The sequence below is a fragment of the Escherichia sp. E13S3 genome (genome assembly GCF_004212325.1).
Lineage (GTDB): Bacteria > Pseudomonadota > Gammaproteobacteria > Enterobacterales > Enterobacteriaceae > Escherichia.
In genome coordinates this window covers 147,596-161,409 of sequence record NZ_RHJR01000023.1, presented here as the reverse complement: position 1 = coordinate 161,409, position 13,814 = coordinate 147,596, and the positions used below count along the sequence as shown (strand labels likewise).

Annotated in this window: 7 protein-coding genes and 5 pseudogenes; 2 read left to right on the top strand and 10 right to left on the bottom strand. The window is 47.3% G+C overall.

What is annotated here, in order from left to right; all coding sequences use genetic code 11:
- From vgrG to D9597_RS21440, 6 genes and pseudogenes are all read right to left on the bottom strand, one after another.
- Window positions 1–2,211: type VI secretion system Vgr family protein (gene vgrG / locus D9597_RS21465; RefSeq protein WP_130224603.1), on the bottom strand; the 2,211-nt coding region annotated here is incomplete at its 3' end.
- A gap of 5 nt (window positions 2,212–2,216) precedes the next feature.
- Window positions 2,217–2,369, bottom strand: a pseudogene (locus tag D9597_RS21460) (Clp protease N-terminal domain-containing protein); the annotation flags it as partial.
- A 161-nt stretch (window positions 2,370–2,530) separates the two neighbouring features.
- Complete coding sequence (locus D9597_RS21455; protein WP_130224601.1) at window positions 2,531–4,195, bottom strand: OmpA family protein; 1,665 nt, start codon at window positions 4,193–4,195, stop codon at window positions 2,531–2,533.
- Entirely contained in the window at window positions 4,195–4,884 is a 690-nt protein-coding gene (gene tssL / locus D9597_RS21450) for a type VI secretion system protein TssL, short form (RefSeq protein ID WP_130224599.1), read from the bottom strand. The genes D9597_RS21455 and tssL overlap by 1 nt, the downstream gene beginning before the upstream one ends.
- A complete protein-coding gene (tssK, locus tag D9597_RS21445; protein WP_130224597.1) occupies window positions 4,881–6,230 on the bottom strand; it encodes a type VI secretion system baseplate subunit TssK in 1,350 nt (449 codons plus the stop codon). The genes tssL and tssK overlap by 4 nt, the downstream gene beginning before the upstream one ends.
- 53 nt (window positions 6,231–6,283) lie before the next feature.
- Window positions 6,284–6,550 (bottom strand): annotated as a pseudogene (locus D9597_RS21440) (type VI secretion system contractile sheath small subunit); the annotation flags it as partial.
- Window positions 6,551–7,013: 463 nt separating this feature from the next.
- Between D9597_RS21440 and D9597_RS23440 the strand changes: the two are divergent.
- Window positions 7,014–7,106 (top strand): annotated as a pseudogene (locus tag D9597_RS23440) (hypothetical protein); the annotation flags it as partial.
- A gap of 234 nt (window positions 7,107–7,340) precedes the next feature.
- On the opposite strand, the gene D9597_RS21430 reads toward D9597_RS23440, so the two are convergent.
- The 3 genes and pseudogenes from D9597_RS21430 to D9597_RS21420 form a co-directional block, all read right to left on the bottom strand.
- Window positions 7,341–7,562, bottom strand: a complete 222-nt coding sequence (locus tag D9597_RS21430; protein ID WP_130224595.1) for a type II toxin-antitoxin system prevent-host-death family antitoxin — start codon at window positions 7,560–7,562, stop codon at window positions 7,341–7,343.
- A gap of 72 nt (window positions 7,563–7,634) precedes the next feature.
- Window positions 7,635–7,855, bottom strand: a pseudogene (locus D9597_RS23605) (DNA repair protein); the annotation flags it as partial.
- A gap of 253 nt (window positions 7,856–8,108) precedes the next feature.
- Window positions 8,109–8,264 (bottom strand): MbcA/ParS/Xre antitoxin family protein, encoded by a 156-nt coding sequence (locus D9597_RS21420; RefSeq protein WP_240780458.1) that lies wholly within the window; start codon window positions 8,262–8,264, stop codon window positions 8,109–8,111.
- Between the two features lie 2,807 nt (window positions 8,265–11,071).
- Here D9597_RS21420 and D9597_RS23225 point away from each other — a divergent pair.
- Window positions 11,072–11,191: pseudogene (locus tag D9597_RS23225) on the top strand (AAA family ATPase); the annotation flags it as partial.
- An 86-nt stretch (window positions 11,192–11,277) separates the two neighbouring features.
- Here the strand turns inward: D9597_RS23225 and D9597_RS21405 are convergent.
- A complete protein-coding gene (locus D9597_RS21405; RefSeq protein WP_130224589.1) occupies window positions 11,278–13,632 on the bottom strand; it encodes a hypothetical protein in 2,355 nt (784 codons plus the stop codon).
- Window positions 13,633–13,814: the final 182 nt, after the last annotated feature.

Genomic DNA, 13,814 nt, shown 5'->3' with positions numbered 1-13,814 from the left:
CTCAATCCCGTTCTTACTCAGTCTCAGGTAAGACCCGCCACCGTTCAGCGTCAGCGTTTCCGGGGTGCTGATAATAATTTCGTCTTTACTACTGGTCACCGTCAGCTGCTTTTCAGAAAACAGGGCCATCGTGTTGTGCTGAGCCTGAATCTCGATGTCTCCCTGGTTGGCAACCAGCTTCGCCCCGTCTTTATGGACAAACAGACCCAGGGCTTTTTCTACCGTTACAGACAGATTTTTCATCGCACCGATATCAAGATGTTGACCGGCATTGATCATGGTATTGCGGGTACTGCTGAGCTGAAGATGTTCACCTGAGGTAAACGCCACCCCCTGCGGAGCGCTACCCAGCAGGACCGCAGACTGGAGGTCCCTGATTTTGTCGGTCACAAGACTAATCTGAGTATTGATGTCAGAGACCAGCGCTCCGGCGGCTTCAGCGGCGCTGTTCAGCGCCTGCATCTGGCTGTTGGCCTGATTAATCTGACTTATCGCAGGGGCCATTTCCAGTACCGGTCCCTGGGCTTTGGCCTGGGCATCAGCCGTCAGGAACAGCCCTTTTGCCGCACGTACAGCACCATGCTCATCCGTTCGCAGTTCGAAACCGGCTCCGCGCTTTTCACGCTGGCCATTGACCAGGTGTCCCATGTTCAGTTGCGTTTTGCCATATTCCGTCGCGAGCTTGATATGCTCTTCCTGGCGCTTATCCTCCATCCGCAACTTATTGTTCGCAGGAGTGCGCCACACGTTTCGCGTATGGTTGTCACTGGTGACAGGGTCCGGATGTTCTGAGTCGTGCAGGGCATAGGCGATGTAGGGACGATCTGGGTCTCCGCCGTCAAATACGACGGCCACTTCCGTTCCGTCGATAAGCGGTGAGTGGAAGCCGTACGTATCACCGGCATAGGGCCTGGCCAGCCGCAGCCACAAACAGGCATAACCCTGTTCAGTACTGTTGCGGTCAAAGTCCAGTTTTACCCGGTAGCGCCCGTCCGGGTCGAGCCAGGAACAGGTGTCACCTTTCTGTGTGCTTTCCACCCGGGCCGGAAGCGAGCCGGATATCACCGGGCGATTGAGTAGCGCCGGACGATAACAGACGGTTTCGCTATACGGGATGCCTTCAAAGGTCAGCGTAAAGCTACTTTTGCGTGAGCCGCTGGTGCGTACCGTGGTGATGACGATGCCTTCTTTTACGGTGTCGGGAAGCGTTCCGTCAGTTTCCAGTACCTGACCCGGAGCCAGATGAGGACTGGAGGAATGCCCGGTGACGTGATATTGCGCATTCAGAATGCGTTCGTGACGCAGACGGGCAAAGTATGCCCCGGTCTCCGGGCTTTCAGCGTCACCTGCTGTCAGGAAAGGTTCAGCATAATGGTACGTTTCTCCGGTGGTGATCCCTTCTTTGCTGAAAATGCTCTCGACACTGTCCTGAGGTTGTAGCGCTTCACGGTAGTTGTAGTCCCGGGTGGCCACACTTCCGCTCACCACGTTATATGCGGTCTGAATATCCCAGATGCTCTCCTGCCCGCTATCACTCATCCCGGCCTGGTTGCGTAACGGTAGCGTGACACCAAATTCATACTGCTGCTGGCTGTCCTGGAAAATCACCACGTCCTGTTCAAGACGGCTGTCCATTTCATAGCGCCAGTAAATGCCCACTTCTGCCAGCAGACGCTGGATAAACTCAAGGTCTGTTTCCCGCCACTGGGTGATGAGCTCCCGGGAGGGGTATTCGCGGGAGAGCCGGAACTCAAAATCAGGCCCTTCCAGACCGTGTTTACGCAGTACCTGTTCAACCACTTCAGTGACTGACTGATTGAGGTAGATCTCGCTCCCTTTCGTATAGCCCAGAAGGGCAATACGGGGAACGATCGTCAGCGCGTAATGGGTCTCATCATTCGAGGTAGACACGCGGCGAAACGACTCAACTACGCCAAATACCGTCCTGACCGGCAGGGCCGGAGTTCCGTCAAACACGGGTGTCTGGAAAGTGAATGAAGCGGGCTTCAGCAGTAACGAGTCACAAGCAATATCCGCAGAAGAGCAGGTGACTGCCACGTTATAGCGCCAGGGCTGGCTGAGTGATTCAACGGCGTTGTAACGTAACACATCCAGGAAATGGTCGCATTCATGCACTTCAACCCGGTACCGTGATTGCCCTAAAAGCTGATGTACCAGGCTGGTAGCCTTGTTTAAGAGGGAACTGCTCATGACGGCTCTCCTTCCCCCTGTTCCAGCAGTTTCAGCAGCCAGTGCTCAGGCGTGATTTCTGTATGCGCATGGGACTGACATAAAAAAGCCGCCCCCTCCAGTACTCTGGCGCAATAAGGGGTAAGTCGTCGTAGCAGGACTGCTGAATGATGTTCCATGTCGTTCCCTCTTGTTCAGGCACGCTACCGCCCCTGGCCGTCAACCGATGCCCATAAGGTTCATGCCGATAAATTGTGAGACTGCTCTGCAAAGCGTCCGTCTGACAGGCGCTGTGCGGAGTAAAAAAAAGGCGGGCAGAAAGGATCTGCCCGCCAGAGTCTTAGTTACGTACATCCTGTGACGCGTGTTGTGCGCCTGGCAGATGACAGGCGTCAGCCTGCGGTACCAGACTGATCTCGACACGGCGGTTATGCGCACGGCCATCAGGCGTGTCGTTTGATGCAACCGGTCGGCTGTCACCGTAACCCTGCACGTCAATGCAACTTTCCGGTACGTCCCAGGTATCACGCATCCAGTTACGAACGGCCACCGCTCGTTGTAAAGACAGGGTCTGGTTGAGCGGAACGCTGCCGGTATTGTCTGTGTGGCCACTGACCACGATGAGCCAGCCTGGTCTGGCTTTGACCCCCGCCAGTGCATTGACGAGTATTTTGGTAGAGCCGTCTTTGAGTGCCGATTTGCCGGAATCAAACAGCGACATGCCGTCGAGACGAACAATTTTCGGTACTGGTTTTTGGTTAGGTACTGGTTTATGTATTGGTGGAGTCCAGGTATCGATAGCCTGTTGCAAGGCCAGCCACAGGCGTAGCCCCGGGTAATAGCCCAGGCTGTAACGCAAAGGCTCTCCCTGACGCTGCCAGCGTTCAAGCAGGAGCGCATCCAGCTTCAGGGCGACCAGTGATTCTGCTTTAGGGCGATAGTGGTTCATCGGGATTGCATTCCAGCGCTGCAAATCGGTGCTCACCTGACAGATCAGGTCACGGTTATTGAGCGCAGAAATACCCAATGCGGTCAGAGCACACACCCACATCAGCAGGACCAGGCGACGGGTACGGTGCCCCCCCTGCACCGGTGATGCAAAAGGTGCCAGCAGCGGCAGAACCGCATCCGGAAATAAACTTACCGGATCTGTCTGCCCAGGCTTTCGGGAAAACTGCAAACAGATGCGGGAATATAGCCAGTCGGCCCAGACTGACTGGGTTTCGGGAAGGACGGTACCGAGGCGCAGTGCCACGGAAAACGCTCGTTCAGGAGGGGTTAACCGATCAGGTTTCTCAAGTTCATCAGTCAGGATTTTACGGATAAATGAAAATGCCTGACTGATCACGGGTAGCGCCGTAATATTGTCATTAGCCTGCTGCCAGTCGATGAAAGCCTGCGGCGAATCATTTACCGGACATACAATCGGCTTGTCACCACGAACGATTATCCACGGAGTCTCAGGTCCTGAGAATTCGGCACTCACCACAACCGGTAGTGTGAAACCCGTCAGAGTTTTGATTTGTTTACTCTGCTGGCGGAGCGTCTTTAATGTGGAGCGCAGAACCGCTTCATCCTGATGATGGTCTGGCAGGCAACGGTACATAACCGAAAGCTGACCGACCTGGCGTGGGAACTGCGTCTGTATGCTGCGGACAACATCCGTTAACCGGCTGACGTCATCGGCCCGGAGCCACCAACCCTGAGCTGTTTTACGCAGAGGACTCCCCTGAAACAGCGCACCCAGCCTGTCACCGCATACCAGTACAACGGGGCCCTGGGTGTCGAGTAGTGGCAGGTCAGCAGCTGAAACAGAGGTGTCGGATACCGACTGCTCCCGGCTGCAGTTATTAAAAACAGTCCAGTCTGCCAGCAGGAGGATCAGCACCGTGGTCAGGCCTTTAACCACGTTCCCTGTTGGGATGAAATACCAGAGCAACCACAGCAATGTGGCAATAGCTGCAAAGGTGTGCAGGGCAACCGGAATAATGACTGATCTACGCATTAGTTACGCAGCTCCGGTATTTGTGCTGACAAGAGTGCCTGGAGCCACAGATGACCGCCCCACCAGATAACACCGGTAAGGATGATGGCAAGCGCTATCCAGAACCAGACTGAACGCATCAGACTCCAGCGATGTTTCCCCATCCGGTAAACAATCAGAGACAGGCCTGCATCAGGCGGAGAGCATCGCTCAGACAGAGCTTTGACGACTTCATCCCGCTGCGACTGACTGACTGCCTTCAGTCCATACACTCCCTGAAAACCCAGTGCAATTACCCGGTGATAACACGTCAAAACGGCCGGGTTCGGTGAGGGCTGACGCAGGACCTCTGCAATGCTATCCCACAGAGCCTCACCTGCTCGAAGTGATCCGAAAAATCGTGCCTGAAGCGGGACTTTACGCCATGCCACCTGGCCCTCATCAACTTTCGGCTCTTCTCCTTCCTCACACTTTTCAGGCTTACGGCTCATCACCGCCTCGTCCAGCAAGGCACATTGTGCGTAGGAAATATGCCCGACACTGTCCTCGTCATAACCGGCACGCTCCAGCGCTTCCCGCACACTTTCAACCTGTTTAACGCACTTGTCGTAAAGCGCACTACCATTGAGCGTGACGGCGCCTTTCTTCAGCATGGTGACGGTGAGCCAGGTCTCTGTCATCAGCTGGTCGATATCGATATCCTGTTTCATGAGCGCAATACCGCAAACAGTTCAAGTTCCAGTGCGCCAAGCATTTCAGGCACGTAGAACATACACACGCCCTGCTCCTGCATTTCATGCGCAGCGGGGCTTTCCATATCAAGCGCGAAGTACTGGTTTTCCATGCGTACAGGCAAAGCCGCCGGGACCCTGCTGACAGGGATCAGAGGGATCCCCTTGAGTGCAACACCATAGATCTCATTGACGTCATCAGGTGAACCCGCCTGACAAAGTGCCGGGAATTTATCGGCAACCTGCCAGGCCGGTATGTCTGAGCGAACAGAGAGGTAGAGGTCCGCCTCTTCGCGCAGACGAATATCGTGAAGGTTTGCTTTCCAGGTTTGGCCGTCCGGACGGGACATTTCCAGAGCAATGACCCGGGATGGCAGACTTGCCTCAAGTAACCCCGAGATCAGGTCAAACAGCGGAGGAAACGTATTGGCGGGATCCTCGTGGTCATACCCCGGTATGGCGTCGAGATCATGGTCCAAGGAAAAGGTCAGCATGCTTCCTGCCAGGCGTGCAAGCTCAGCCCACACCTGTTCAGGCGGACGGGAAGGAAAACGTTCGTATTCCGTCAGCACCCCAGCGTGGGAATTTAGCGCATTCAGCAACCAGAAAAGGGAAACATCGGCGACGGCAAAATCGGCAAGTCTCTCGTTGCTCTCACGACGCATTGTCATCAGACGCTGGCGTCGGGAACGTAACTGGCGATTTAGCAGCACCAGACGTTCGCGAAGAACCGGGCTTGCCGAAAATGACGCAACGGGAGGAATGAAAGACGGGTCCAGTAGCCACGCATTATGTCCGTCCCGGATTAGCCTTGCTACAGGGCAGACTTTCCAGGAGTCATTACTTTCATGGGCAAACCGGATGGAGAAATTGAACCGGGCAACTGCCATTGATTCTTCTTCAGGCCCAAATGCATCCGGCAACGTCACCCATTCTTCGCGATAGCGAAGCGGCCGATCCGGGAAGATGCCTTCCTGCTCAACGTTGGCAACACCCGGCTGCATATGCGGCAGTGCGATAACGACAGTTACTGCATCAAGACCTGCCAACTGACTGGCATCTAACTCACGTGGCGCCGGAGGCAGATCGCTTCTTTGCGCATCAATCAGCGTTCCATCTTCCAGCCAGAGACGTAACTGCGTAATCTGGATCAGACCCGATGAAAGAAGACTGTCGTTAAACTCAATCTTTTCCACACCCCAGGGGAATGCAGATACCAGTGCGGTTGCACCGGCGCTGCGAAAAGACTCCCATTCTGCCTGCTGCTGGAACTGCTGAGGGGACAGTAAAGCCCCCTCGTTCCACAATGGACGATAAATTTTCATCTCTACGCCCACCTTATGCTTTTGCTTTCGGCATCTGAGATACCAGCGACAGATTGACGTCCATACCCTCTCAGGGTGTTAGCAACATCAATACTAACCTCTGGGTTAAGCCCGGATAAAACGCTATTAACGTTGTATTTTGAAATAGTTAACTTGCTGCGTTCAGAAAGCGGGAGAGTTTCTTTGCCGTTGCTGAAATTTCCCACCGCGAGAAGTTTTAAGGGCAACTCTACTTTCTTTTGGGCAGAACCCGTGTGCAGGTCAGGCTGGATGTTGACGCGTGCTTTTGGCACTTCATTCTGGAAGCTGGAATCTGCCATATCATTCCCTTTGTTGGGCAGTGGTGATAGTTACCACGAGGTATCTTTACAAAGCGATGATAGAACGTTTTGCTAAAAAATATCAACTTCGCAGATCAAAAACCTATAATTGGAATCTTATTAAGAATTTTAATCTGCCTGTAACAGAGCGCATCTCTAAGTATTGGGGTAAAGGTTTTTTTGTTCACTACTTATGTCGTCATTTACAGTGGGATTAACTATCAGTAGGTGCCTTGGTAGTTGAATGTTTCATATGTGATCTTTTGCTGATTAAGATCAATGCAATGAGTGTGATGACTGCCTGGTGCGGATGCGTGCCTTTGCACTGATAAGTCACTGTAACAGTTACATTTTTTGTTACATGGCGTTGTGATAAAAATCCGAAAGCGGGCTTATAGGAAAAACATTGTAAGTAATGGAGGGTATTTCGTTTTAAAAACTATCTGATTTAGACGACCGAATCTCCTTCGTCACAGAAGGTTTACGAGTCGGCAAACTGAAGCCAGTCATCGATAAAACGTTCCCGCTCAACGAGATTGCAGAGTCTCGGCGCTAGATGGAGGCCAATGGTCAGGTAGGCAAATTAGTTGTGGTCGTAGAGTAATTCTTACCGCAGTATTTTATTAATGATTTTGCTATAGCCTGGAAAATATCCGGGCTTTTTTATCATCCTTAGTTTCTAACCGATAACCCTGGAACTGACCACTACACCCGATAATGACTTCTGCCCTACCCGGATCTGACATGTCCGGCAGGCCGCTTATATTCGCATCATAAGCTCTATGCCTCATTATCGGTTAACCAGTTCCTTGTTGGTGGAATCCAGGGTGTCAAACAGGGATGCAAATTCGGCATCTAGCGCCGCTTTTTTGTAGGCTTCGAAAGTAACCTTGTTGACAATTACAGCTGGCTCACGGCCTTTGCGGGTGATTTCAACCTTTTCCCCGGCTTCAACATTTTTGAGCACTTCAGTAAGGTTGCCGTGTGCGGTACGGAAGTTGATGGATTGCATAAATACCTCGTGTACTCGTTATGTGTATACAATCATGGGTTTTAATGACACGAAATACCACTTCTTTGCGCCTTAAATCACCGGGCAATCGTCAAATTTCCCACTCCTGGCATCATTGATGATGTGAGTGATCACACCAAACACGGCATTACTACCCATGCATCCATCGTCATCCTTTGGCAACCTTCCTCCTTCCCGGATCTTAAATCCTTCAGGTGCTGATGCGGATAATTCCGGTATCTCTTTACGTGTATAGCACATGCAAGCAGCGAACTATCAACTGGTGCGAGTGTAGGGGCTCAATGCTAATGTCTATTTGGGAGCTACAGATGTTTTCCTCGGCTGGGTAAGTTGTTAACCCCGGAGTTTGGGCTACGTATTGTATGTGGCGAAGCTGGTACAGGAACAAAGGGATAACCGTCGTTTTAAAGCTCTTCCATCGGTGAATCGTCCCGATGTGACCCGGGACAAGTCTCAGCATTCTCGGGATGAAAACGATTTGCTTGATGCGATGATAAAACTACAGAACGGCTCTGGGTAGAAGGTCTAAGAATACACGCCTTGCTCTAGTCGTGTTATTAACGCTATTACCGTTTGGATTCCTGATTCGCTCTCCATAAGTTCTTCAGGGGTTTGCCACTGTAGCGCTCGGTTGGATTCATGACACCACTTTTGGGCCGCACTTTCGTTACCTTCAAACAATTGCGTAGCCAGTTGATGGACATCTTCTCTGTTCAAGGGGCCAACTCCACTATTTAGTTATCATTTTCTTAATCTGTTTAATATTCGCTGCTCATTTTAGCAATGAGTAACAAGGCAATGTGTCAGATCCAATCACGACTAATTACAAATGAATCTGTATAACCCCTTGACAATAAAGGTTTAGATGAAAAAGAGAGAGTGAAGTCGAATTTCACTCTCTCCATTCAGGTGCTGGACTGGTTAGTCTCATTAAAAATGATATAACCAACGCGTACCCTGTATGCTAGACACCTACGACTATAATTACTGTATATCAAGAATGCAACGTTGATAATAACATTCAGCAGAGGTTGCAGTGAAGTGTATGTATGTCAAACGCTGCCAACCTGCATCAATCAATGGAACCTGTTGAGTTGTTCAGACATATCGACTTTGCTGAACTTACTTTTCATTGAACCATTCAGACCATAAAGTGTTGTTCAATAAACTGACACGTATATATAAAAAAGAGTTGTTTATAATTGATTGTAAAATCTAAAAAAGACCAGTCTTACTAATTATTAGGCTCTGTTTGGCTGGAAATATATCAAATGATGCAATCAGTCTATATTGAGATAAAAGAAATGTAGTTTAATATAACGACTTCGCTGAAAAATCTAAGCGGCACTACATTATATTATTTTTGCTGGTAACAAAAATAATCGAGCAACCGCTGGATATGATCTTTTATGTCTGCCAGACCAAACAGACCTTAATTTAAACTGAAAATGTGATTTTCTTCGTATGGTTATCTTTAATAATAACTATCCTGACACTAGCTAGTGAAAGTGTTTAATATATATCATTCATATAAATATCTTTTCCGGTAATTTAAATTTAATTAATATCCCTGGAGTGGGTTATTTAATGGGGGGCGAAATCATTTATTTTTATTAGTGGGGGATTATTTTGTGAATACATTGAAGGTGTTTTAGTTGATGGCTGTATTTTTTTTTGATATTAAAAACGACATGATTGATGTCTATTATTTCTCCAATGCATTGTCCCCTGAAGTCACCATTAAAATAGTATAGATAATTTTTAAGTGGCTCCATTTTAGTCTTGATTTTTATGAGCACCAGACTAAACAATGGTATTGTAGATATTCTTTCGGCCTCATGTGAAGAGGTAATAATATTAGAAATACACGGTAACTACGAATAATAAAAATATCGGTGCGTAATAGTTTGTCGGGTAGGTTATACGTTAAGTTTTCAGATTCAGATACGAGAACATTGTCCTCGCATAAATACAACTGTAATAGTCTTCTACTCGAATTAAAAAGTTGGTTTTGAAGATGGAAAAGTAACTTTTATAAATTTTAAACTGTCGACTTAAGCTTTAAAACCATCAATTAAACTATTGTCCTTACTTGTATCACTTTTTAACCAAAATCTCCAGGGTTTCCCCAAAGTTCCTGATCTTGCTAACGAAAATTTAACTGCTTAAAAAAACGCAATGCTGCAATCAGTATCTGCAATATGCAGAGAAACCTTCGCGAAAAAACGTCTTTGCATGATTATTTCTCTGATTGCTTAGGATGAACTACGACATAGGGTCACTTTTTCCTTAAAAATGACCCTATGTGCACCTCGCATAGGGTCACTTATTGATGAAAAGTGACCCTATGTAATCACGATATAGGGTCACTTTTTTTTAAAGTGGCACTATGCACAAAAAACATAGGGTCATTTTTCTCGAAAAAGTGGCACTAGATATATGTATAACTTAAATGGCAAAACAGTACTTATCAACTCACGATAATACCAATACCCATTGTCAAAAAATCTACTTTTATGTAGCATTCGAAAACATCCTCATACGACTCTCTCATTCCCATCTGACGTGCTTTTCAAACTGTTAACTTCCAGCTACACCCCAGACATTCAAAATGCCTCACAAAAACACAAAAAAAAGTCCCATTTGTGAAAAAAAGCTGATAATCTCTTCGGTATAGTGATTTTAAATCAGGAGGTCGCATATCTCATTCGAAACAATTAAAGTCATCGGAAATATCACGCAGCTTATTGCGTTCACAAATTTATGTGTTTCGGGAAGAAACTGAAGACATGATCACAATTTACTGGAGCGTGTGGAAGGAAAGGAGTCATCAGGAGATAATACGGTGAAGAAGGAGTATCTGGGGTTGTATGTACCAAAAGTTGCATTATAATTGCTAATGTAAAGAAAGTTACAATTACATGGCATAAGTTTAGCACGTATAAAACGAGGTCACTGAGTTACATTTAAAAACTGGTTTCTGTAATGAAAATATGCGAAAAATACATTTTGTGAACCATGCGGTATGGGAATGTTGGATGATTGCGGGGATGGATGGATTTCTATAACCATTACGGCAAGAACGTTCTATTTTAACAACGCGAAATTAAGAGGCTTTGATGATGTTAGTATCGCTATTTTATCATTATTTCGAACAATTAATGTTGACAAAAGTGCCCCAGTTTTCTCATCTGCTAAATTTTCTCCTGTGTACAGTTAAACTTCGGCAATCAGAATACCATACGCTTTTACAAACATATTTTTGAAATGAACGACTTGTTTACTTCTGGTATATAAATTAAATTTTCTGGATTATTTGTCGGTTAGCGATTATAACGTAATGACTTACAATGCTACTCGAATTTTCAACATGTACAGCTAACGTATAAAGAAAACACTTAACGTTTAGTGTGTTAACAGTCCTGATTATTTTATCGAAAAAAAATAAAACAGAACAAAAGCGTGCAGATATATATTTCTGTGGACTGTCCACCACACTTAACATCAAAAGAGAAAACTACCGGCTAAAGAAAAAATGCAAAGTGGGAGTGCTGGCAAAAAACGCTACGCTAATCAGTGATGATGAAATGGTGGAAATAAATATCTGAACTTGGATCTTGATATATTGTGTAATGGTTCATGCTAATGTCACACGTGATAATACCCAGCCAGAAAGGCTGGGTATTTCCGATGACTACGGATACATATCAATGAACACTTCGCGCATGTAAGAGTATTCCTGCTTATTCTGACAATAGTATTCCACTCTCAGCGTGCTCTGATCCGCGCCCTGCGGCGGCGTGTCACAGCCCGCCAGATCATCTGAGGAAATAACATCCGTCAGATAGCCCCGTTTGATATCGGCATCTGTCACGGTATGAAGCTGATTTAATTTCAACGGCGGGTTACTGTTTTCCATTTCCTGCGTCTGTTTATTCCACGCGTGCAGGTACGCCGTGGCCATTATCTGATCGCCCGCCACCAGGTGTTTTTGCCCGCCGGATAACGGAATACGGTATTCCAGCCCCTGATAACCGATTTCATTGCGCCCGAGCAGGACATCATCTTCATCAATCACCGCGCCGTCTTTACAGACGAACTCCGGTGCCCGGTACGTCCGCTTCACCCCTTCCGGCACGGCGGGTTGGTCCTGCGGAATTTCAAATTTGATTTCCTGCAGACGAATGTAATTCACTCCCTGGTGCAGATAAGCATTTTCAACAAGACAGGCGTGGATGTAATAGGTCTTTCCGGCGTCGAAATTAGATTCGGTAAAATACAGGGCGATATCGGGCGCGCCACCACCGGCTTCAAGCGGGATCTGCGTTTTTCCCAGTAACATCAGCGGCGTGTAGTGGTTCTTTCTCTGCACCTCTTCGCCGGCAAACAGATACACGGCACCGCCCAGCAGATCGTGCTGTTTCACTGCCTCCCAGTTCGACAGCAGCGGGAATGTTGCCAGCGCATAACTGTCGTCACCGGGGCGTGCCTGAGGGTTCTGTCCTTCCGTCACGCTGACAGTTGGCATCTTCGCGGCCTCCCAGGCACTGTTGATAAAAAAGTTCGCGGTGCTAATCATCGTCCCGACACCATAAATCCCGGCGCTGAACGCGGTAAGCAGCGTGCGGTTTTCCCGGGGCTGCACGTTAATGACAGCGCTCCCCTGGTCGTCCAGCATGACGTAAAAATAATCTCCGCTGATTTCGTCTACCGCACAGCGGGTAATTTCACTGAACGATGCGTCACTGATAATGGCATCTTCGATAATGTGGGTAATGAGGGGATAAAAACAGGCCTGGGTGTTACTCATTCCCGGTACGGTCAGCCGCCAGGTCATGGCGGGACGTGAGGATAACGGTCGCGTGTTGTCATTGCTGTAATCAATTAATGCATGCGTATCGGCGACAAAAGTGACATCAACGTCGGTGTCGGCATCCCAGGCCACATTCCAGTTCACCGTTTCAGAGGCAACAGCAATGCCGCTGTTATCCAGACAGCAGGAAACCGTCCACGACAGCCGGTCACCTTTCATCAGGCTGTCATCCACAGTCAGTAAGCAGCTGCCATATAAGGTATTGCCGTCCTGCCTCCAGATGATCTCGGGAGGATAAAAATTTCCTTTATTTATTTTAAACGGACATCCTTTTCCGGAAAAACTTTCACCGGCTTTCAGTTGATACCGGAAAGTGGCATAGACAGTTTGCCCCGGAAAGATATTACTGTTGTTTTGCGGGCTGACATGCAGTTGTCGGGATGAATTGGCTTCGCGGATACGCAGTGGTGATATCAAACACCACGCATAAGTTGTATATGCCCAGACTTCACGATCGGCAATTTCCTCTTCTGTAAAGGGCATCGTTGCTTGATTATTTTTATCTACATCTATAATTACAGCGCCCTCTACAGAGTTATCTACTTCTAATAGCATTTCCCCACTAAAACAAAAACATACATTTCGTCCACAATATTTGTTTCTGCCAGAAATTAATGTGACTGTATCAGTTAAATCATGGAAATCACCTGTGTTATTGATGACTATATCTAATTCGTCATGTGAACATAAATCCGAGTTAAATGGAATATCAACAATAAGATCTGTGCTTATATCATCAAGATAAACCGTAAGGGTTATACTTTGTACATAAGGTGCAGTTGATTTTGATATCAGAGATGCAGTGTTATTCAGGGTAAGATAAGGTAAAATGCCAAATAAAAATTCTCCATTCTGGTCTGTTTCAGCATTATAAAAACCATAACTATCTTGTTGTAATTTTTTTGCATCACCCTCATAGGATGTTTTTAGTATTGGATTAGTGTCAAGAGTGGTCCAGTCATTTTTGGTGATCACATCAACATGATATTTAAAGGGTCTTTTTTTTACTGGATTGTTTTCGGCGTCAAAAATTTTAATTAGATAATAAATGTGGTTGTTTTCAAGGTCACTTCCATCTTTTGAGTAGATGGTGGCACAACCTGGGCCTTTCCGTTGACTGATAGTCATTGTCAGTCCATCTTTCTCTATCGTTTGGTATGTGGTGTTGATTGACATGATTTCATCCTGTTTTTTTGTCTATTACTCATGCCTGATATAGTCATGAAATAATAGTTCGTGCTCAGCCTGTTTCAGCCTACCGTTATGGCATCAGCTAATGGTGCTGATAATTAATACTGCGGCTTTATTAAAATGAGAACTTATAAAGAGATTATGTTTTTATAATCACGCCAGCACGG

Excerpts from the sequence above, each read along its gene's own strand:
- D9597_RS21455 (WP_130224601.1), bottom strand. The coding sequence starts at position 4,195 with ATGCGTAGATCAGTCATTATTCCGGTTGCCCTGCACACCTTTGCAGCT.
- tssK (WP_130224597.1), bottom strand. The coding sequence starts at position 6,230 with ATGAAAATTTATCGTCCATTGTGGAACGAGGGGGCTTTACTGTCCCCT.
- tssL (WP_130224599.1), bottom strand. The coding sequence starts at position 4,884 with ATGAAACAGGATATCGATATCGACCAGCTGATGACAGAGACCTGGCTC.
- D9597_RS21430 (WP_130224595.1), bottom strand. The coding sequence starts at position 7,562 with ATGCAATCCATCAACTTCCGTACCGCACACGGCAACCTTACTGAAGTG.
- D9597_RS21405 (WP_130224589.1), bottom strand. The coding sequence starts at position 13,632 with ATGTCAATCAACACCACATACCAAACGATAGAGAAAGATGGACTGACA.